The organism is Dictyobacter sp. Z7_2 (assembly GCF_057551105.1).
Map to the genome: position 1 here is coordinate 1,837,946 of NZ_BAAJPE010000002.1, position 21,724 is coordinate 1,859,669.

Below are 21,724 nucleotides of genomic sequence, written 5' to 3' on the forward strand. Positions count from 1 at the left end.
GTGTTTTTACCAGCGATAATGAGCGAAGGCTTTGTTGGACTCCGCCATCTTGTGGGTCTCCTCACGTTTTTTAATGGTTGCACCCTGACCCGCTGCCGCATCCATTAACTCGCTAGCCAGTTTCTCTGACATTGATCTGCCATTGCGTGAACGGGAAGATTTAATCAGCCAGCGCATAGCGAGTGCATTGCCACGATCTTTCCGTACATCGACAGGAACCTGATAGGTAGAGCCACCTACGCGACGAGGTTTGACCTCAATGCTAGGGGTTACATTTCTCAGTGCCTGCTCGAATACCTCCAGTGGAGGACGCTTCTGCTTGATTTCAATCGCTTCAAACGCATCGTAAATGATACGCTCGGAAAGACTGCGCTTCCCGTCAATCATCATTTTGTTGACGAAGCGAGCAACATTTCGGCTCTTATACTTTGCATCCGGCACATCCGGCCTGCGAACTACTTTCTTACGTCTTGGCATGTTCTGCCTCCTCAGTGTGTCATTCAGAATCTGCTATGCTGCTGTTAATCGCTCCCCAATCACAAAGGGGGGTCGGACCTTCTTTGATCTCTGGTTCTCGTGCTTACCGTTACCTGATAGGTCTGATAGAAGTTCTCGTCACATCTTACAAGTTTGAATGACACAATACATATCTCGCTGTGTCTCAAGCCCCGTCCCGTGTTGCGAGTCCCTACTGATACTAATCCCATACACATTCAGAGCGCTGACGCGCCGTTTGGAAGCGTGCCGTAGGCATCATTTCCATCCGAATGTAAGGCAATCTAGCGGACACCAGAAAAGGCGTTGATTCGATCAGGCACATAAGTGCAGCCTGATCTTCGTCGAACGCCTACACGCGGGTGCCTTTCCACATCTCAGATAGTACACGTACTATTCGACCCTTGACTTGTTCTTCTCGTTGCCGGATCGAATTGACTGAACCAGGAGAACACCCGACTATCACCGCTAACTGACGGGTATCATATCATGCTTTATGACCGGATACCCATCAACGATGACGTGTGATTTACCGAATTGTCGCAATATACAAACCCATCAAAATAGTGCTGTGTTCATCGGATGTACTCAACTCTGAACAATGGGCCTGCTCGGGTGGAAGATGTGCGGTATATTTCTCATCTCCCGGACCCGCCTACTGCGTATCCTTGCTTAACGCTTTTTGGTTGGTGCAGCTGCCTGTCCGGGTTTCGGACGCTTAGCTCCATATTTCGAGCGACCACGGCGGCGCTTTGAAACGCCTTCGCTGTCCAACGTGCCACGCACAATATGATAGCGGACACTTGGCAGGTCTTTCACACGACCGCCACGAATGAGCACTACTGAGTGCTCCTGCAAATTATGCCCCTCACCAGGTATGTATGCCGTAACTTCCATCTGGTTTGACAACCTGACACGAGCAATTTTACGCATTGCCGAATTAGGCTTTTTCGGGGTCATCGTACGTACCTGGGTACAGACTCCACGTTTCTGGGGAGACCCACGCAGGCGGGAGGTCCTGTTCTTCAGCGCGTTGTACGAATACAGCAACGCGGGGGCCTTCACCTTTTTCTGTTTGTTTTTGCGGCCCTTACGGACCAACTGATTAATCGTCGGCAAGGAACAATCCTCCCTGTCCTTATAGTTCTAATTTCACGCGGATAGAGGTTCTATCCGCGTTATTTCTATCACACATATGCGATTGCATATATTATCACTCATTACTCCCACTGTCAAGTGTGAGCCCCAGAGGAGCACCGGCTCCGACTGGTGTATTGACGAGAGTGCTACCTATAATCGGAGAAGCTGCTGCCAGGCGGGCTGCGGCCGCTTGTTGTCGTGCGATCTGGTCGCGGCGACGCTGAGCGATACCCGAACCTGCCGGGATGAGCTTACCGATAATAACGTTCTCTTTCAATCCGACCAGATGGTCTGTCTGCGCCTCAATCGCGGCTTCGGTCAAGACACGCGTCGTCTCCTGGAAGGAGGCTGCGGCCAGGAAGCTATCCGTATTCAGAGACGCTTTTGTGACACCCAGCAATACCGTCGAGGCTTTCGCTGGCTCGCCACCTTCAGCCAACACATGAGCGTTGGTATCGGCGTACAAGAAACGATCCACCAGGTCATTCGGGAGCATTTCAGTATCGCCAGGCTCGTCAACTTTCACACGGCGCAACATCTGTCGCACAATGACCTCGATGTGCTTATCATGGATATACACACCAGTGTTACGATACACGCGCTGGACCTCTTTGGTCAAGTACAGCTGCACCGCTTCACGTCCCTGGATGCGCAAGACATCCTGAGGATCTCTCTGGCCCGATGTGATCGGCGTTCCCGCCTGAATCTTCTGGCCATCCTTGACTGCGATGTTGCGTGCCGCTGGAACTGGATACGAGCGCTCGTCCCGCTCTTCAAAGCGGATCGAGATACCGTCTTCGTTCAAGATGACTTCACCATCGGTACGTGCCATGATCGGCTGGGGCTCAGAGCCCTTTTCACCGGCCACGAGAGCAATGATCTGGTCCTTTTGCACATGATCGTGCTCGTTGACCACTATCTTCGCGTTGACATCTTTCGGCAGAGGATACTCATCGAAGAAGATGTTGGTTGAGACAACCCGTACTGTACGAGCATTGGTTACCTCGTCCTTGACGACTTCGACAATACCATCGATCTCACTGATGTCGGCTTTATCCTTTGGAACACGTGCCTCGAAGAGCTCTTCAACACGGGGAAGACCCTGTGTGATGTCACCCTGCGCTCCAGCAATACCTCCAGAGTGGAAGGTACGCATGGTCAGCTGTGTTCCAGGCTCACCGATGGACTGTGCCGCCACAATTCCGACAGCGGCTCCAATTCGAGCCAGGGCGTTCGCTGCCAGGTCACGGCCATAACACTTGCGGCAGATACCGCGACGTGCCAGACAGTTCAAGGCGGAACGTACACGCACCGCGCTTACTCCTGCGGCGACAATCTCATCGACATCCTCATCGGTTAGCTCTTCGCCAGCATCCAGATGTGGCAGCTCTGGTATCTCCTCGGCCAACACACGTCCCAACAGACGGCCACGGGAATTATCCAGTGCCATATCTTTTGAGTCGCGCTCGGTGATCAGGATACCTTCGGTTGTACCACAATCCTCTTCCGTGACGATGACATCCTGCGCCACGTCGATCAAACGACGTGTCAGATAACCAGACTCAGCTGTACGCAGAGCGGTATCTGCCAGACCTTTACGTGCTCCGTGAGTACTGATGAAGTACTCCAACACGGTCAGGCCTTCGCGGAAGTTACCACGTACCGGAATGTCCATAATACGTCCGGATGGATCGGTCATCAGACCACGCATACCTGACAACTGACGAATCTGCTGGAATTTAGCTTTCGTCGCGCCAGACTCAGCGATGGTATAAATGGAACCATATGGATCGAGAACTTCACGCACCATTTTCTGAACGTTATCGGTCGCTTCGTTCCATGCAGAGATCGTCTGCTGATATTTTTCATTCTCAGTGATCAGACCATCATGGAACTGCTCATCCAGTTCAGCGATCTTCGCATCGGCTTTCGCCAGCTCGTTCGCCTTACCAGAAGGAACCTGTACGTCACTGATCGCCACGGTTGCGCCCGCTTTGGTCGCATAGTGGAAACCAAGACGCTTGATTTCGTCAGCCAGGTCGGTCGTCTTTGTACGTCCATACTCTTTGAAACATTCGCCGATAACCTGCTTCAAGTTCTCTTTCTTCATGACATAGTTCTTGAAACGCAGGCGCTCTGGCAGTGCCTCATTGAAGATGATACGTCCGACAGTTGTCCGTACCGGCTTATTCAGTGAATGCAGCGTAACTTTTTCCGGCGGGGGCTGATCGTAGACGTCGATCTCGCCCAGACGGACTTTGATCGGAGCCTGAAGATCGATAACTCCCTGCTGGAACGCCAGCAGAGCCTCACCGGCATCCGTGAAGACGCGTCCCTCGCCCTTTTTGTTCGGACGTTCTTGCGTCAGGTAGAAACAGCCCAGCACCATATCCTGGCTAGCGCCGATCGACGGCTCGCCATGAGCAGGTGAGAGCAAGTTACGGGTCGACATCATGAACTGACGGGCCTCGTCCTGAGCCTTCTCGGAGAGCGGCACGTGGACAGCCATCTGGTCACCGTCGAAGTCAGCGTTGAAGGCTGAACAGACGAGCGGGTGCAACTGAATCGCACTTCCCTCGACCAGCACAGCTTCAAAAGCCTGAATACCCAGTCTATGCAGCGTTGGAGCGCGGTTCAGCAGTACTGGATGGTTTTTGATGACCTCTTCCAATACATCCCAGACCTCTGGCTTCACCCGTTCCACAAAGCGCTTGGCGCTCTTGATGTTATGGGCGAAGTTTTGCTCCACCAATTTACGCATCACAAAGGGCTTGAAGAGCTCCAATGCCATACGCTTGGGCAGACCACATTGGCTCAACTTCAGCTCTGGTCCAACCACAATTACCGAACGACCGGAGTAGTCAACGCGCTTACCGAGCAAGTTCTGACGGAAGCGTCCCTGTTTACCTTTGAGCATATCGGACAGACTCTTTAACTTGTGGTTTCCAGAGCCAGCCACGGCACGTCCACGACGACCATTGTCGATCAACGCATCACAGGCTTCCTGAAGCATGCGCTTTTCGTTACGAATGATGATCTCAGGCGCGCCCAGCTCAAGTAGACGTTTGAGACGATTGTTACGATTGATCACGCGACGATACAAGTCATTGAGGTCAGACGTCGCGAAACGACCGCCATCCAACTGTACCATTGGACGCAGATCCGGTGGCAATACTGGCAGCACAGTCATAATCATCCACTCGGGAGATGTATGTGACTTGCGGAATGCCTCGACCACTTTCAAACGCTTGGTAGCTTTTTTGCGGCGCTGTCCAACCGTACTACCGATCTCACCACGCAGATCGTTGCTGAGTTTCTCCAGATCGATACCGGCGATTAACTCACGTACAGCTTCGGCACCCATGCCTGCGCGGAAGACATCGCTAAAGTTGTCCTTCAACTCGCGATAGCGATTCTCCTGCAACAGATCCATCTTCTTCAGACCTTCCAGATCACGGCGCAACTGCTCAATGCGCTGGCGGGTCTCATTACGCTCACGCTCGAGTTGCGTTTGCACAGAATCGATCTGTCCCTGGAAATCGATCGTCAGGCGATCGGACTCGCGTTTGCCTTCTGACAGAGCACTCTCTAATTCACGACGCGTGCGCTCAGCGATCGCGTTACGCGATGCCTCACCGACGCGCTCCAGAACTTCCAGATGCTTTGGCGTAACTGTATCGCCCGACTTCACGATGGTCTGATCCGTTGGGGAGTACAGAATGTCATCTCCAACCGTCTCGCCCATCGATTCGCGCAACATGGTCAGCACACCGCTCTCGGCGCGGCGCGCCTCTTCCAGATCGCGTTCGCGTTTCTCTTCAAGTTCCTGACGCGTGGTTGGTGAAAAGCGCTCATCGTTATCCTGTAGAGCGATATCACGTTGGGCACGCAGGCTATTGACGCGATCAACGACCTTCTCATCAAGATTCTGCTCAAGGCCGACCATCTCTTCGTCCAGACGCATCAGCTCACGCTTACGAGCCTCTTCATCCACATTTGTCACAACGTACAGTGCAAAGTACAGCACGCGCTCCAGGTTACGTGGAGAGAGATCGAGCAAGAGACCGATACGGCTCGGTGTGCCTTTAAAGTACCAGATATGACTTACCGGTGATGCCAGTTCGATATGGCCCATGCGCTCGCGGCGGACCTTGGAACGCGCCACTTCAACACCACACTTGTCACAAACAATGCCTTTAAAGCGCACCCTTTTATATTTACCGCAATAACACTCCCAGTCCTTGGTCGGTCCAAAGATACGCTCACAGAAGAGACCGTCTTTTTCAGGTTTGAGTGTACGATAATTGATTGTTTCCGGTTTCGTTACCTCACCATAGCTCCAGCCACGGATCTGCTCTGGACTGGCAAGGCTGATACGGATAGCGTTAAAATCATTTACTTCGAGCATGCTACTGCTACCTCTCCTGGGATAGGGGCTAGCGGCAAGTATGAGAACCTGCCGCTACGCGTTTTTACTCTACAGTTTCAAACACAAATCTGCTCAACTGCCCCTATACTATTGGTCTCCCTCGAAACCGGATAGATTAATACCCAGCTCCGGCATCACATCATTCGAGGTATCTTCAACAAATTGGATTTTCTGCTCGTCTTCGTTGAGGACCTCTACATTAATGCCCAGGCTTTGCAATTCTTTGACTAGCACTTTGAAGGACTCTGGAACGCCTGGCTCCATGATGTTTTCACCCTTCACGATCGCTTCGTAGGTTTTGACACGACCCACAACGTCATCCGACTTGACCGTCAGAATCTCTTGCAAGATATGTGCCGCACCGTACGCTTCAAGTGCCCACACTTCCATTTCACCGAAACGCTGACCACCGAACTGTGCTTTACCACCCAGCGGCTGCTGCGTGATCAAGCTGTATGGGCCAGTTGAACGTGCGTGAACTTTATCCTCAACCAGGTGGGCCAGCTTCAGCATATAGTTGTAGCCAACCGTGATTGGATGATCAAATGGTTCACCCGTGCGTCCGTCGTAAAGTTGAACTTTACCCGATTCCGGCAACCCTGCTCGACTCAAGAATTCTTCTATATCTTCTTCAGAAGCGCCATCGAAGACTGGAGTGGCTATTTTAAAGCCCAGCGCCTCGGCGGCCCAACCAAGATGGGTTTCCATAATCTGACCGATATTCATACGGTGAGGTACACCAAGTGGGTTCAGAATGATATCCACTGGAGTGCCATCAGGTAAGAATGGCATGTCTTCGATTGGCAATACGCGTGAGATAACACCCTTATTACCGTGACGTCCAGCCATTTTGTCGCCAGCACCGATCTTACGTTTCTGAGCGATACTGACACGCACCAGCTGGTTGACTCCTGGAGGAAGTTCGTCGCCCGCCTCACGCGAGAAGACTTTTACCTCCACGATCTTACCGCGCTCACCATGTGGAACACGTAAGGAGGTGTCTTTTACCTCACGAGCTTTTTCACCGAAGATAGCACGCAGCAATTTCTCTTCCGCTGTCAGCTCGGTCTCACCTTTCGGTGTAATCTTACCGACCAGAATATCCTGAGGTCCAACCTCAGCACCGACGTAGATGATGCCGCGCTCATCAAGGTTGCGCAGGCCTTCTTCACCGACGTTCGGGATATCACGTGTGATCTCTTCGGGACCCAATTTGGTATCGCGTGCATCGATCTCATACTTCTCAATGTGAATCGAGGTGAAGAGATCTTCGTGCACGATACGCTCGCTGATCAGGATCGCGTCTTCGAAGTTGCCACCCTCCCAGCTCATAAACGCCACCATGATGTTCTGACCAAGAGCCAGTTCACCATCTTGCGTTGAGGTATTATCTGCAATCACCTGACCGGCAGTAACGTAATCGCCTTTTTTCACGATCGGTCGCTGATTGATACAGGTGCCTGCATTCGAGCGCACAAATTTACGCAGTCGATGGCTATAGACTTCACCCTGCTCATCGACGACTTCAATGCGACGAGCGGTGGATGACATCACTTCACCAGATACCCGGCTGATGACGACCTGACCTGAGTCGATCGCTATCTGACGCTCAATACCTGTACCGCAAATGGGCGACTGCGGACGCAGCAGAGGCACTGCCTGTCGCTGCATATTTGCACCCATCAGAGCACGGTTCACGTCGTCATGTTCGAGGAACGGGATCAGTGCGGTCGCAACCGAAACGGTCTGTCGTGGAGAAACGTCCATATAGTCGATACTATCGGAGTTCTCCATAAAGAACACGCCTTGATAACGGGCCATCACACGATCATCCGCAAACTCGCTGTTCTCGGTTAACTTCGTATTCGCCTGCGCGATCCAGAAGTTCTCCTCATCGTCAGCGGTCTGATAATCAACCACCTCAGTGACAAAGGGCTTCACGCGTACTTCGGTCTCGCCCAGAGCCTCCGATAATTTTGCGAAGAGGGCGGCATCGATACGGACACGCTCACGAGCTGGAATCAAGACTTTTCCATTTGCATCCAGGACCTCATCGCGCTCGCGACCATAGACACCACGGAACTCACGTCCGATCAGTCCTGAATCGTTCGCTTTCAAGCGCTTGTACACTTTACGATAGGGGGTCTCAATGAAGCCATACGGATTAATCTGCGCATACGTCGCCAGGTTACCAATCAAACCAATGTTTGGACCTTCAGGCGTTTCAATTGGACAGATACGGCCATAGTGGGATTCGTGAACGTCACGGACATCAAATCCGGCGCGTTCGCGTGAGAGACCACCAGGACCCAGTGCGGAGAGACGACGCTTGTGGCCGATCTCTGCCAGCGCATTTGTCTGGTCCATAAACTGTGATAGCTGACTACCGCCAAAAAACTCTTTCATCGCCGCAACGACTGGACGAATATTGATCAAAGCATTCGGTGTCGCCTGTCCAGGCTCCTGAATACTCATACGCTCTTTGACAACGCGCTCCATACGGAGCAGACCAACGCGGAATTGTGTCTGGATCAACTCACCAACACAACGCACACGACGATTTCCCAGATGGTCAATATCATCTTTGCGTCCACGCCCATTATTCAGGGAGACCAGACGGCGCACGATATTTACCAGATCATCCTGTGTCAGGATACGTGTGCTCTGTGGGATTGATTCATCCAATTTACGATTCAGTTTGTAACGTCCCACGCTGCCCAGATCGTAACGACGTGGATTGAAGAAGAGGTTCTTCACCAATGAACGTGCATTATCCAGTGTGGCAGGATCACCAGGGCGCAACTTTTTGTAGAGTTCGAGGAGGGCCTCGTCCTCGCGTTTGACCGGATCACGATCCAGTGTGGCCTGGATGTAGCGAATGGTCTGATCGTTATCGACGCCGGCAAAAGCATCCAGGATACCCTGATCGGTCGAAAGGTCGAGCTCCTCGGTATGGAACTGATCTTTCGCCAGTGCAGAGATCGCACGCAGCAGGGTCGTCACAGGAATCTTACGTTTCCGGTCGATTTTCACCGTCAACAGATTTTTATTGCTGGTCTCAAATTCTAACCAGGCACCGCGCCCGGGAATCAGCTTCGCAGCAAACATCTTTTTACCAGTGGTCGCATCTTCATCTACTGTATAATAGACTCCAGGGGAACGCACTAGCTGACTGACGACGACGCGCTCGGCACCATTGATGATGAAAGTACCATCAGTTGTCATCAAAGGAAAATCGCCCATGAAGACATCTTTTTCAATGATTTCGCCAGTCTCTTTATTGATCAAGCGAGCTTTCACATTAAGAGGAGCAGCAAACGTGGCATCGCGGTCACGGCACTCATCCTCGGTATATTTTGGCTTGCCAAATGGTTCAGGTGGTACAATAAATTCTAGACTCAGGTTTTTGCCAGTGAAATCTTCAATCGGAGAAATCTCTTGAAAAAGCTCGCGCAAACCTTCTTGCTTAAACCACTCAAAGGAGTCAAGTTGAATCTGAATCAGGCCAGGCATAGGCCGTATGTCTGGAATTCGAGCAAAGGATACACGCTCAGGGAGCGCTACGGCCCTCGTGCTTACTGCCATACTTGGTATTCTCCTCTCACCTAATCGTCCATAGAGGAATTTGAGAGACACGAAAATTCGCACCTCTCAGTGCAACAGAAAACGGAAAAATGACTGATAAATACGTATGAAAATGTGATAATGACTGTTTTGTGAAACGGTTTATGACAAGAAAAGTAACCGCTTGCCTTTGCAATGAGCGGTTACTCCTATACCCCTATCCATATAGATTGTCTGCCAATCGCCCACACAACCGATCCCCTCCAATTTTGGAGATAACAATCCATTTACCAAGACAAAAAGCATCATTTAATTTCCGAAACAGCAAAAAACACCACATTGGAACCTCAACCCATACATTTGCTTGCTTTCTCAACTGTGCTCATGACAAAGGGCTAAAGGTTCAACCTCATGTGGTTTATGATAGTATCCTCACGTTGTTAGGGGAGTGATGTGTCGTTTCGTAATGTGTCTCGTCTCTTGGTCTCTCTCGTTACCTGTGTCATGATCAAGCCAACAACACTCCTGTTATTAGCATACACACACCGGCAAGTGATAATTATACTTTACTCACCTACATCTGTCAATACTTTTTACCAGGGAATAAAGAGACCATCAAAAAGTCATTCAATGTCTCTCCACCTGACTATTTTTGTTCTGCTTCAAGCTGCTACAACTCACGTGTGTTATGCCACACTAACCAGATATTCAGCCGCTTTCAGTGCTTGTGCAATCTCGTCACCCAGGGTTGGACTCCATGCCTGAGAAGCATCCATCCAACGCTTATGGAGTAAGGCCAACAGTTGGCGCTGATCTTCTGCCGAGAGCAGATTCAAATCCACCAACGATTCAGGGCTGCCTGGATAACTAATCGTCAACACAAAATTATCGATGCGCAGCGTTGCCTGTCCATTCAATTGATAGGTCTGTGAGGAGCCTAACTTGCGGCAGAATGAAATGCATCCTACACATCCAATAGCAATAAATGATAATGCAACGATGCTTAAGACAATGCCAGCTACACTCAAAAGCACTGCTAATCCAGTGGTTATTACCATTATAACAGGGTTGGCAATATGTGTCGTCCAACCAATCAAGATTGCCGGTACCAGGCCAATCAGAGCCGCCACAAAGCACCAGAAGGCGCTATTCATGATCCAAAATATACTTTTCATATTCTCCGGCGACAGATCACGCACTTTTACCGTGGCTGGACCTTCGAACGTCAGCATACCTGCGGTATGTCCTCCATGCAGCGCATAGAGAAAACGCACCACCAGCATACTTCCCGTTACCGCCAGAAAAGAGATAAACCATGACAGGGCCACCAGAGCATCCTGCCATTTCAAATACAGAGTAAAATCATGTGAATACGTCCGCCACAAAAGAGCACCACACACGACACCAGCAATTGCGCAAATAATCAGTCCAAGAAGAAATAGCCATCCCAAGCTTCTGATACGTGAGTATTGCAAACGCGCCAAATCGAAGCGATACGTATCTTTCACCATTTGTACCATGAAATTACCCCTGTAATCGAAGAGATCTGCTCCAAACACTGCTCAAACAACGAGCCCGCGGGTCAGATGGTTTTCATACCCAATGTTATAACGATTCAAACTATATCAAGGGTCACAAAAAGCCATCAAATTTTATCATCTTGATCTTCAAGATGATAAAAATGATCCACAGGCGATCAACGAGCGTTAGCGCGGAGATCATCAAACAGGATGGTCTGTAAGTAGCGTTCGGCCGAACTGGGGAAGATGGTCACAATGACTTTGCCGCGATTTTCTTCTTTGCGCGCCTCTTGCAATGCAGCCCAGGCTACGGCACCACTACTGATACCAATCGACAGCCCTTCATCTTTCATGATTTGAATGGCCGTCTCGACAGCGTCGCGATCGGTGACAGGGATGATCCGATCAATCAGATCCACGCGTAAAGTATCGGGGATAAAGCCCGGTCCCAGCCCCTCGATACGATGAGGTCCGGGACGCCCTCCCGAGAGCACTGCACACGATGCGGGCTCAACGGCGACGACTTCAAGCTCGGGCTTATTGGCTCGCAAGCCTTCGGCGACTCCCGTTAAGGTTCCACCAGTGCCAACACCGATCACGACGATATCGACTGTACCAGCTGTCTGCTCCCAGATTTCGAGCGCGGTGCCATCTCGATGGGCACGCGGATTGGCCTGATTAAAAAATTGTTGAGGATACCACGTATGAGGTAAGGTTGTGCGTAATTCGGTGCTCTTGTTGATCGCTCCACGCATGCCGAGAGCAGCCGGTGTTAAAACGATCTCAGCGCCAAAGCGTTGCAGGAGGAGGCGACGTTCCAGACTGATCGTGTCTGGCATCGTCAAAATACATTTATAGCCACGAGCGGCCGCGATGCAGGCGAGCGAGATACCCATATTGCCGCTGGTTGGTTCGATGATCGTGCTCCCAGGACGTAATAAGCCTTGCATTTCGGCCTCAACGACCATCTGGAGAGCCACGCGATCTTTAGAGCTCCCACCCGGATTACACATCTCGAGCTTCGCCAGAACCTTGGCGAAGACATCAGACGGCTCACCGGAAGCAGTTTCATGCACGGAAGCAAAGCGCTTCAACTCAAGAAGAGGAGTATGACCAACTAAACCAGTCACATTTGTTTCCCAATGGACCATAACTACCTGCTAGCCTTCTTTCTGCTGAATCTACCCCTCTGGTAACAAAGCACGGATGATATTTACCAGTTCCTGGATATTGAACGGTTTGCGGAGGAGAATACCAGCCTGTAGCCCCATGCGATGCAGTTCCCAATCATGGCTCCCAGTAATCACAATAATTGGTATATGCTTGGTACTACTATGCCCACGTAGATATTTGTAGAGCGATCCACCATCCAGACTGGGGAGTCCCACATCTAGAAGAACAAGGTCCGCTCCCAGAATAGGCAACTGATCTTTCGCGATTTGTCCATCGGAGAAGATTTCTAACCGCCATTGACCAAAGAATTTCAGCATATCACAGAACATATCAGTCAGGAGCGGGTCATCTTCAACGATAGCAATCAGTTTACGTTCATGCAATGCTCCAGCCACGTGCTACCACTCCCCTCTGCTTGCAGACTCACCACACATCCTTATGGGCCTCCCCCCAGCGCCTCCAGCTCATGAAGCAAAAGGGACACGACTAACATCTCCGTACCTGCATCGTGCCCCCTTCTCAACCGTAAGTAATTGCTCAGACGTCAGCACTATTACGCTCGATTAGATATAGTACATAGTCTCCTCGGTGCTACCAGTCCGATGCTTTTGGGCCAGCTCCTCGATCGTGGTCGTTGTCAGGATCTGTTGCGTCATGATGTCGATCTTTTGCCAGACATCACGCAAGGCACAACCGGGAGAAAGCTTACAAAAATCTGGATTAGGTAGACACTCCATCGGAGGAACATATCCTTCAAGGGCCTGCATCACTTGTGCCATGGTAATCTGGCTTGGCGTTTTCGCCAGCATATGCCCACCCTTCGGGCCGCGGACGCTCTTTACCAATCCCTCTTTACGTAACACCATGAGGATTTGATCGAGATATTGCTCCGGGATATGTTGACGGGTCGCAATATCAGCGCTTTCAATCGGCCCTTGCCCGTAATAAGCGGCCATATCGAGCATGGCTCGGAGACCATAGTCTCCCTTCATTGTTAACTTCATGCCAGGGACCTTTCGTTGGGGCAAAGTGACTGCATCAGGATACCTTTTTACCTAGTGTTTAGAATATATCAGTAGAGAATGCATGTCAATGGTTTAGTGCTTGAATATAGGATAAACTTGACAAACCTTGTTCACTTTCTCTGGTCACGCTCCCTTGCTCGACAGATCTGGAATGACAAACAAAGAGATCATTTCTCAAACAATCAACACAGATATCGTTTCTCATTAGTATACGATAAGTACGCTCTCCTGTTGATTAAATTCTGCTGAGAATGTGAGTAAACAGAAGTATTGGACTTGCAGGTACAGAGAGACATCTCTATAATGAAGGGTAGAAACATAGGCACTCTTGTTCTTTTACAAATGATGCCCGCTTGTGTTTAATGGTAGATCACCAGGGAGAGAAAACTATGCAGCAAGGTGCTACCTGGCAAGCAAACCAGGAGAATCAGCAACCGCAGTTGAAAGTTCTTGTCGTAGATGATGAGGATAATATCATAGAGCTTATTCGCCTTGGCCTTCGCTACGAGGGTTTCCAGGTTGAGGTAGCTTCAGATGGAGAACAGGGCATCGCACTCGCACAACGTATCGACCCGGATTTAGTGATTCTTGACGTGATGATGCCAGGCATCGATGGCCTGGAGGTTTGCCGTCGCCTCCGTAGCAATCCAACGACACGAGATGTCCCCATCCTGATGCTGACTGCGAAGGATGAGGTTGGCGACCGTATTCGAGGCTTGCAGACCGGTGCAGACGATTATTTAACCAAACCTTTTGACTTTTACGAATTGTTAGAGCGTATTAAAGCTATTTTACGCCGTCAAAGCCGCTCCAAATCCTTGCAGGGCGACGCCAATATTAACGATTCTACCCAGGTTCTACAATTTGGGGATCTGCGCATGAATACATCAACGCGCGAAGTAACCCGCAGTGGACACGCCATCGAGTTGACCGCAACAGAATACAATCTTTTACACTTATTCATGAGTCATCCACGACAAGTGCTGGACCGCCAGACGATCCTGAATCGCGTCTGGGGATATGACTTTCTCGGCGAAACTAATATTATTGAAGTATATGTCCGTTATTTACGCGAAAAAATCGAAGACTCCCCCAGTTCGCCACGCTTGATCGTTACGGTTCGAGGCGTTGGCTACGTTTTAAAGGGATAATTACGTAGGATGCTTGTTACGATCATGTGATCATCATCCATTTGTCGAGCGGAGTGTCAACATCATGTCAGAGCAGAAAGCCACAGGACTACGCTATCGGTTAGGCGCTCATTTTTATCAGGCGTATGCTGACCGCCCTCCCGTATGGCGAGGATTGTACCTGCTTGGCCCATCGAAGGCAGGAGGAACGACGCAACCTCTGGATACCCCTTCCCCTTATCCACATATCGGAGGAGGAAATCAGCGTAACGATACCCCTTCATGGCTGCGCCCTTTCTTTAGCTTACGTATCCAATTGACTTTCGCTTATGCCTTGCTACTGATCCTGATGGTCGCTTTTTCGTATCTCCTGCTGTATCAAGAGTCTTCATCGACCTACGTCATGCTCGTCGTCCTGGGACTGGTCGCGGTAGGCTCCGCGCTGGCATACCTGATGACATCATTGTTGTTACGTCCACTCTTTCGTGTCACCGACGCGGCGCAGGCGATCGCCATGGGAGATCTTGAGCAACGCGAGCGGCTCCCACTGCGTTTGCCCCCACAAGATGAGATCGATCGCCTGGCCGGCAGCCTGAATGCAATGGTGACACGCCTGGAAACCGCTGAGGAGAATCAGAGGGCTTCCCAGGATCGCTTCCATCAATTCTTCTCGGACGCCTCCCATCAGTTACGTACACCACTCACCTCGATTCGTGGCTTCACCGATCTCTTATTGCGCGGCGCGATAGATGATCCTGAAACCGCGCAACGACTGCTGAAGCGTATGAAAAATGAGTCAGAACGCATGACTTTGCTGATCAATGATCTGCTCACGCTGGCACGCCTGGACGATACGCATCCGATGAAGATGCAGTATATCGATATGATCGATCTGGCGGTCGAAAATATTGAGCAGACGAAGGCTCGCGCCAATGATGAGCGTCCGATTCGCTTACAATTGGCCGCCAGCGAGAAGCTGGGCGTACAAGCCGATCGAGAACGCATGAAACAACTACTTTTTATTCTGTTGGATAACGCACTAAAATATGGGCGTCCCGCTCCCGATGGTCAGATCACGTTGAAGCTTGATAAGCAAAAAGATCAGGTCACGCTCAGCGTCATCGATAACGGCGATGGCATCCCGGGGGACGACCTGGGGCATATCTTTGAGGCCTTCTATCGGGGTCGTCATCGCGCCTCATCAAACTCGACATCAGTCATTGGTACAGGACTCGGCCTCACTATTGCGTCTTCTATTGTAAGAGCGCATAATGGAGCAATCACTGTTGATAGTGAATCTGGTAACACAGAATTCAAGGTACTTTTGCCCAGCGCCGATTAATCAACAACATCTTCGGAGAAGAGGCGCAATAATGCTTCTTTCCTATACGCATTGACCTTCGCTGCTTTACCATGATACACTGCTGAAAGTAAAAAAAAGGGGATATGGTTGTAGGAGTAACACTTATAGCCAGCCATTCAGATAAAGGTAAGATAGCGCTATGTGGACCTCTACGATGGATCTCGACCAGAAGAAAGTACTGCTGACGCAGATCGTTGGTCGCTTTTATCAAAATATCTATTTTTCTTCTTATTCACCGCTCCAGGTGCAGAATCTGCCACGTCAATCGCTGCCAGACAACAGCTGGGTCCGTGTCCGCAATCGCCTCTCCGGCATCTGTGGTAGCGACCTCCATCTACTTTATCGTGGAGAAAACGATCCACGCATCGCCTCTGCGGCCACTCCCAACCATACACATTTCTACCCCGGGCATGAAGTCGTCGGAGAAGTTATCGAAATTGGCGACGACGTACAACGCATCCACGTCGGAGATCGTGTCGTCCTACAGTGGAAACCAAATTGCCTCACAGCAGGCGTCCAACCACTTTGCCGCGCCTGTGCCACCGGAAATTTCAACCTCTGCGATCATGGAGCGTTTGTCGCTCCGCCAGCGCTCGGAGGTGGCTGGAGCGAAGAGATGTTACTGCATGAACAACAACTCTTTCGTGTCCCCTCAGGACTCACAGACGAGCAAGCAGTAATGCTTGAGCCGGTCGCCGTAGCGGTCCACGCAGTACTGCGCCAGCTCCCACAACCAGAAGATCGCGTCCTAATCATTGGAGCTGGTACCGTCGGACTACTCACACAACAAATCATCCACGCCCTGGTGCCTCAAGCGGAGATCAGTGTCCTGGCTCGCTACGCCTTCCAGGTCGAGCAGGCCACCCGCCTGGGAGCGGCTAATATCATTTATCAGCAGGATACGTATGTGGGCGTCCAACGCGCAACGCAGTCCCGTATGTATAGCGGATTATTAGGTAATCGCACCCTGCAAGGTGGCTATGATATTATCTATGATACCGTTGGTCAAAAGAGAAGTATCTTCCACCACAATACGCTGCATCACGCGCTGCGCTGGGTGCGCACGCAAGGAACTATTGTGCTTGTCGGCTTGAGCCTACATCCCATGAATATCGATATGACCCCCTTGTGGACCCAGGAAATTAATCTACTGGGCAGTCGCGATCATGGCGTGGAATATTGGCCCGCCAACAGCAATCACCAGGCTTCAAGCTTCAAAGTAGCAGCGGAATTGATGTTGCAAGGGAGCATCTCTCCCGAACAGTTGATTACTCACCACTTCGCTGTAAATGACTATAAGCACGCGCTGCTCACCGCCACAAAAAAAGCTGACAGTCGCGCCATCAAAGTCGTCTTTGATTACTCGCTCTTACCGGCATCCGTCGTGCCCAACGTACGCGCCTCCGCACCGCGCATTCGTCGTCAATCGACGATCAACTTTGCCAATGAGTACGATGAGGGCAATCCCTATCGAGAAGAGAGTAATCCCTATCGGGAAGAGCAGCCATCTGCCTATGATGGTGGGATACAGGATGCACAAAATCCGTATTTTGCTCCGAAGACATCCTCCAGACGGAAAGAGATCCCATCTGCTCAGCCACACACAAAAGAGCTGGCTAAAGCTCCGAAGACACCGGCCATCGACGATGAGTTCGATAACGATGATACGGCATCAGCATTACCGGCCATCTCCAAACATATCACAAAAAATCCCCGCCCTTATGTATCGGGGCCACAGCCCCAGATGCCGAGTGTCCCAGACACTCAGATCCCTGCCAATCTTGAGCCACACGTATCTGGAGCCATCCCCATCACACCCCGATATGATGATGATGATTATGCAGGCGAGGATGAGGGCACAGACCACACGCAATTGATATCAAAAACGGGCCTCTTCCCACAGACGGAGACTGATCTCGATCAGGATGATCAAGCCACAACTGCTGTACCCCGTAATGCGTTTCAACCAGCCATGGATAGTAGCTGGGAGAGCGGCGCCACACGGAACAATACCAGAGCCTCTGTAAACGATGAGGAGCCTGCTACGCAGCTCTTTAAGAGGAATGACGTAACTCCTGATCTTACCCCCTCAGAAAGCGCTGTAGAAGAGCTGGCCGACCAATCCACAACTACAGAACCGGAACAAAAGGAGCTTGCAGACAATGAGCCTGAATTAACAGAATCTGCACGTTACGCCCTGGAGTCCGAGCCCGAACCAGAGCCCGAAGATCCGGTCAGCTATGCGGCAGAGCCTGATCTTGAGGAGTATTCCAACTACTCGGTCGAACCTGATCCCGAATTTAGCCATGATATGCCGGATACATTTGAGCCTGATATGGCTTACGAGGAAGAAAAACAGATGGCCGATTCTTTCGACGTTGAAAATGAAGCCTTCGATCCAGAAATACCATATGGGGATGATTCTGCAACTATCGCTTCTGTTGATACGTTTCAGAGGAAAGAAAGATCATCATCCTATGGACAGCAACGCTCCCGCAACCGCAAAAAAGGTCGAGGGGGACGTTAAGAGTAATCAAAGGGATTTGTAGGAGACGGTAAGATAAAAGAAGATTAATTTTTTGCTATCATATGTATTCAAATATTGAGCTATGTAGCCATGGATTACTTTATCGTCTCCTTTCTTTGCATCCATCATAAGGCGGATAGCCTGTGTAAAGCACAAGACATCGGAGTTAAAGTATGAGCAACCAGAAATCTCCATTTGAGCCATCAAAGAATGATACATCAAGAGATTTCGACTTTCAGCAACTGTCAGAACAACAACAGGAACCAGACGTTCCTTTTCATACCCATCACTATCTGGACGAATTTGCACCAACCGATGACAGTTTGGCGCGCATGTCAGCTATCCAACCATTCTTACATCTTCCATCGCGAGCGAAGCCAGATGAGCATGATCAGCAATCAGGATTGAAACAATTCCAGGCATACGATTCTCCCCTGCCACAAGAGCCGATTCAGGATCAACTGCTACCAGTGCTGCCCTCTCTCACGCCGAAAGACCGCAGGTCTCGACGGCGACGCAAGATCAATCCATTGCTGGTAGTGGCCTTTGCCGCCTTAGCACTCCTGATCGCCGCAGGCAGCGTCATAGAGCAACATCCCTGGGCACCGACTGCGCCTCAGCATCAGAGCAGCAACGGAACAAACGTGAGCGGATTTGTCCAGCAGCCACTCGATCCACAACAAATAGACGATCTTAGACACATAGCAGAGCGGATGAACAATCAACAGCTAGCTTATCTCGATGTCCAAAATATGAGCCTGGATGAAGAGATAGGACAGATCATGATGGTGGGTTATGAAGAAAACAGCTATTCGCCCTCACTTGATGCAATGATCCACGATCTTCATGCTGGAGCAGTCATCCTATTCCAACATCAAGTCAATACGCTGGCACAGACCAAAGCAGATACCACTAAGATGCAGCAGCGCGCAGATCTACCGTTATTGATCTCAACCGACGAAGAAGGAGGACAAGTCCAAAGACTCTCTGGCGTCTTTCCTTCTCGCCCATCGGCCTATCAGATTGGACAGACAAGCCCTCAGTTTGCCGCTCAGCAGGGAACACAGATCGCTCAGGATCTACTCTCTTTGGGTATCAATACCAACCTGGCACCCGATGTCGATGTCTCAGCCAGTAACGGCTATATTGGGAGCGAGCAACGTTCGTTTGGAGATACTCCCGACTCTGTGATGGCCTATGCCGGACCTTACGTCAAGGCGATGCAAACAGGTGGAGCGATCGCCACATTAAAACATTTCCCTGGGCTGGGAGGTGCGCCCGCAGCTACCAATCCGCACGAGGTCTTCGTCACCGTCAATCACACGCCGCAGCAGGTCGACACGATAGATCTGGCCCCATTCAAAGAGTTTATCCACGCAACCGATAAGATGGAACAGCCAGGCTTAATCATGGCAACAGACGAGCTGATGCCATCCATTGACTCAACCTATATCGCCGAGCTCTCGCCGACATTTATCACCAAAATCTTGCGCCAGCAACTTGGCTATCAAGGAGTGGCAATTACAGATGATCTAACTATGCTTGGAGTCCAGGTAAAAGGGAAACATCTGACACTGGCACAAGCCGGAGTGATGGCTTTGCAGGCGGGTGAAGATATGTTATTGGGAGTTTATAACGTTGCCGGTATGCAAGCGATGATCCAGGGCATCAAGGATGCTTTGAATAATGGAACACTCACAAAAAGCCGTCTCGATGAAGCAGCCACGCACGTTCTGACACTGAAAATGGAGCGTAACCTTATTCCAACTGCCTCCTCCACAAAGGCCTAAAAAAATCGGGCTACCATCCACCAGCAGGAGGATGGCAGCCCGATTTAGTATTCACGACAACGTACCGCGTTGTAAGCGCTCAATAATATCCTTCAAGCGACGCATCTCCGCAGCATGTTGTTCACGCAACATAACCATCTCTTGAGTTAATTCATCTTGCATCGTCTCCATACGATCTTTCATATGGAGAATAGCCTCTACACCAGCCAGGTTCACGCCAAGATCACGCATCAAGCTGCGAATATGGATCACACGCTCAATATCATAATCCGAATAGAGTCGCGGGCTATGTGCACTAGCACCTTTACGAGCAGGTGAGATCAGTCCCAAACGTTCATAATGACGCAAGGTTTGTTCGTGAACTTCAGCACGTTGAGCAGCAACGCTTATAATATACCAGGCGCCATCACCATTCTCAGACATGATTAATCCACTCTCCTTACTGATCCCCCGCTACAACTGAACCTCGACACCCCGGCTACGTGCAAGTTTCTCGAACAGCGCACGCTCTTCCGCTGAAAGATGCATGGGGAGGACCACTTTTACGTGCGCATAGAGATTTCCACTGCCTTCGCTACGTAGATGGGGCATCCCTTTGCCAGTCAAGCGGAACTGCTTATCGTTCTGAGTTTCTGGAGGAATAGAAAGCAAGAGTCTACGACCATCGGGAGTAGGCACGGTGACCTCGCCACCCAGCATAGCTTTCACAAGCTCAACTTCCACATCGACGTGCAAGTCGTCTCCTTTACGCTCAAACGTGTTATCGGGTCTCACGCTGATCACCAGGAAGAGATCTCCACGAGGGCCACCACCGATACCGGCCTGACCTTCTCCGGCGACACGAATCTTGGCTCCATTATCGACGCCAGCAGGGATCTTCACCTGAATACGCTTACTGCGTGTCACCTGACCCTGTCCGCCGCAGGTAGAGCAGGCTTTCCCAGCCACCTCACCGGTCCCGCGACAGGTAGAACAAATCTCGGGTGACTGAATGTTATAGGTCCTGGAGCCACCAACGTAAGCTTCTTGAAAAGTTACTTCAACTGGTTGCTCAATGTTATCCCCAGTACGACGACGTAAGTCCTCGCGTACACCACCGCTGCTGCTCATACCAGAGGGACGGCTACCACCGGGAGGAGGAGTACCACGACCAAAAAGTGCTTCAAAAAAATCAGAGAAGCCAGTTGCACCACTGGTATCAAAATCAAAAGGAGAACGACCAGTTGCGCCTGCGCCTGCGCCTGTACCTGCATAGTTATAGGCGCGGCGTCCTCCATTCCCAGACATATTGGGGCCAAATTGCTCTTGCCAGTTGGGACCTAACGTATCATACTTCTTACGCTTATCCGTATCGGAGAGCACTTCATAGGCTTCATTAATTTCTTTGAATTTAGCTTCAGCCTTTTTGTCGCCGGGATTTACATCAGGATGATATTTGCGCGCTAATTTACGGAATGACTTTTTAATCTCATCCGCTGTGGCGCCGCGAGCCACACCTAATATTTGATAATAATCTTTATAATCCATGTCCCAGCCCTCTTAATACATGATTGCATATGAGGCATGCT

General features: G+C 50.6%; 14 protein-coding genes. 4 read left to right on the forward strand and 10 right to left on the reverse strand.

The annotated features are described in order from the left end of the window. Positions 1-6: 6 nt before the first annotated feature. The 8 genes from rpsG to AC27N8_RS21305 all read right to left on the reverse strand — a co-directional run bounded on the left by rpsG (position 7) and on the right by AC27N8_RS21305 (position 13,325). A complete protein-coding gene (gene rpsG / locus AC27N8_RS21270; RefSeq protein WP_487069410.1) occupies positions 7-477 on the reverse strand; it encodes a 30S ribosomal protein S7 in 471 nt (156 codons plus the stop codon). A 690-nt stretch (positions 478-1,167) separates the two neighbouring features. After that, the gene (rpsL, locus tag AC27N8_RS21275; protein WP_487069411.1) at positions 1,168-1,614 is read right to left on the reverse strand and encodes a 30S ribosomal protein S12; all 447 of its coding nucleotides are present in this window, start codon (positions 1,612-1,614) and stop codon (positions 1,168-1,170) included. Between the two features lie 94 nt (positions 1,615-1,708). Continuing rightward, positions 1,709-6,043 (reverse strand): DNA-directed RNA polymerase subunit beta', encoded by a 4,335-nt coding sequence (gene rpoC / locus AC27N8_RS21280; RefSeq protein ID WP_487069412.1) that lies wholly within the window; start codon positions 6,041-6,043, stop codon positions 1,709-1,711. Positions 6,044-6,151: 108 nt separating this feature from the next. After that, positions 6,152-9,649, reverse strand: a complete 3,498-nt coding sequence (gene rpoB / locus AC27N8_RS21285; protein ID WP_487069413.1) for a DNA-directed RNA polymerase subunit beta — start codon at positions 9,647-9,649, stop codon at positions 6,152-6,154. A gap of 665 nt (positions 9,650-10,314) precedes the next feature. Beyond that, the gene (locus AC27N8_RS21290; protein ID WP_487069414.1) at positions 10,315-11,148 is read right to left on the reverse strand and encodes a hypothetical protein; all 834 of its coding nucleotides are present in this window, start codon (positions 11,146-11,148) and stop codon (positions 10,315-10,317) included. A 176-nt stretch (positions 11,149-11,324) separates the two neighbouring features. Then, positions 11,325-12,299, reverse strand: a complete 975-nt coding sequence (gene cysK, locus AC27N8_RS21295; protein ID WP_487069415.1) for a cysteine synthase A — start codon at positions 12,297-12,299, stop codon at positions 11,325-11,327. 30 nt (positions 12,300-12,329) lie between these two features. Further along, on the reverse strand, positions 12,330-12,716 hold the full coding sequence (locus AC27N8_RS21300) for a response regulator transcription factor (RefSeq protein WP_487069416.1): 387 nt from the start codon (positions 12,714-12,716) through the stop codon (positions 12,330-12,332). Between the two features lie 168 nt (positions 12,717-12,884). Continuing rightward, a complete protein-coding gene (locus AC27N8_RS21305) occupies positions 12,885-13,325 on the reverse strand; it encodes an RrF2 family transcriptional regulator (RefSeq protein WP_487069417.1) in 441 nt (146 codons plus the stop codon). Positions 13,326-13,735: 410 nt separating this feature from the next. Here AC27N8_RS21305 and AC27N8_RS21310 point away from each other — a divergent pair, with 410 nt between their 5' ends. From AC27N8_RS21310 to AC27N8_RS21325, 4 genes are all read left to right on the forward strand, one after another. Continuing rightward, positions 13,736-14,497, forward strand: coding sequence for a response regulator transcription factor (locus AC27N8_RS21310; RefSeq protein WP_487069418.1), 762 nt, complete (start codon positions 13,736-13,738; stop codon positions 14,495-14,497). 64 nt (positions 14,498-14,561) lie between these two features. After that, positions 14,562-15,818 carry a sensor histidine kinase gene (locus AC27N8_RS21315; RefSeq protein ID WP_487069419.1) on the forward strand — a complete coding sequence of 419 codons (1,257 nt, stop codon included), beginning with the start codon at positions 14,562-14,564 and terminating at the stop codon, positions 15,816-15,818. 160 nt (positions 15,819-15,978) lie between these two features. After that, the gene (locus AC27N8_RS21320) at positions 15,979-18,366 is read left to right on the forward strand and encodes a zinc-dependent alcohol dehydrogenase (protein ID WP_487069420.1); all 2,388 of its coding nucleotides are present in this window, start codon (positions 15,979-15,981) and stop codon (positions 18,364-18,366) included. Positions 18,367-18,539: 173 nt separating this feature from the next. Continuing rightward, positions 18,540-20,156, forward strand: a complete 1,617-nt coding sequence (locus tag AC27N8_RS21325) for a glycoside hydrolase family 3 protein (protein ID WP_487069421.1) — start codon at positions 18,540-18,542, stop codon at positions 20,154-20,156. 51 nt (positions 20,157-20,207) lie between these two features. On the opposite strand, the gene AC27N8_RS21330 is transcribed toward AC27N8_RS21325, so the two are convergent. Beyond that, the gene (locus tag AC27N8_RS21330; RefSeq protein WP_487069422.1) at positions 20,208-20,579 is read right to left on the reverse strand and encodes a MerR family transcriptional regulator; all 372 of its coding nucleotides are present in this window, start codon (positions 20,577-20,579) and stop codon (positions 20,208-20,210) included. A 30-nt stretch (positions 20,580-20,609) separates the two neighbouring features. Then, positions 20,610-21,683 carry a DnaJ C-terminal domain-containing protein gene (locus tag AC27N8_RS21335; protein WP_487069423.1) on the reverse strand — a complete coding sequence of 358 codons (1,074 nt, stop codon included), beginning with the start codon at positions 21,681-21,683 and terminating at the stop codon, positions 20,610-20,612. Positions 21,684-21,724: the final 41 nt, after the last annotated feature.

Excerpts from the sequence above, each read along its gene's own strand:
- cysK (WP_487069415.1), bottom strand. The coding sequence starts at position 12,299 with ATGGTCCATTGGGAAACAAATGTGACTGGTTTAGTTGGTCATACTCCT.
- AC27N8_RS21305 (WP_487069417.1), bottom strand. The coding sequence starts at position 13,325 with ATGAAGTTAACAATGAAGGGAGACTATGGTCTCCGAGCCATGCTCGAT.
- AC27N8_RS21320 (WP_487069420.1), top strand. The coding sequence starts at position 15,979 with ATGTGGACCTCTACGATGGATCTCGACCAGAAGAAAGTACTGCTGACG.
- AC27N8_RS21310 (WP_487069418.1), top strand. The coding sequence starts at position 13,736 with ATGCAGCAAGGTGCTACCTGGCAAGCAAACCAGGAGAATCAGCAACCG.
- AC27N8_RS21335 (WP_487069423.1), bottom strand. The coding sequence starts at position 21,683 with ATGGATTATAAAGATTATTATCAAATATTAGGTGTGGCTCGCGGCGCC.
- rpoC (WP_487069412.1), bottom strand. The coding sequence starts at position 6,043 with ATGCTCGAAGTAAATGATTTTAACGCTATCCGTATCAGCCTTGCCAGT.
- AC27N8_RS21290 (WP_487069414.1), bottom strand. The coding sequence starts at position 11,148 with ATGGTACAAATGGTGAAAGATACGTATCGCTTCGATTTGGCGCGTTTG.
- AC27N8_RS21330 (WP_487069422.1), bottom strand. The coding sequence starts at position 20,579 with ATGTCTGAGAATGGTGATGGCGCCTGGTATATTATAAGCGTTGCTGCT.
- rpoB (WP_487069413.1), bottom strand. The coding sequence starts at position 9,649 with ATGGCAGTAAGCACGAGGGCCGTAGCGCTCCCTGAGCGTGTATCCTTT.
- rpsG (WP_487069410.1), bottom strand. The coding sequence starts at position 477 with ATGCCAAGACGTAAGAAAGTAGTTCGCAGGCCGGATGTGCCGGATGCA.
- AC27N8_RS21325 (WP_487069421.1), top strand. The coding sequence starts at position 18,540 with ATGAGCAACCAGAAATCTCCATTTGAGCCATCAAAGAATGATACATCA.
- AC27N8_RS21315 (WP_487069419.1), top strand. The coding sequence starts at position 14,562 with ATGTCAGAGCAGAAAGCCACAGGACTACGCTATCGGTTAGGCGCTCAT.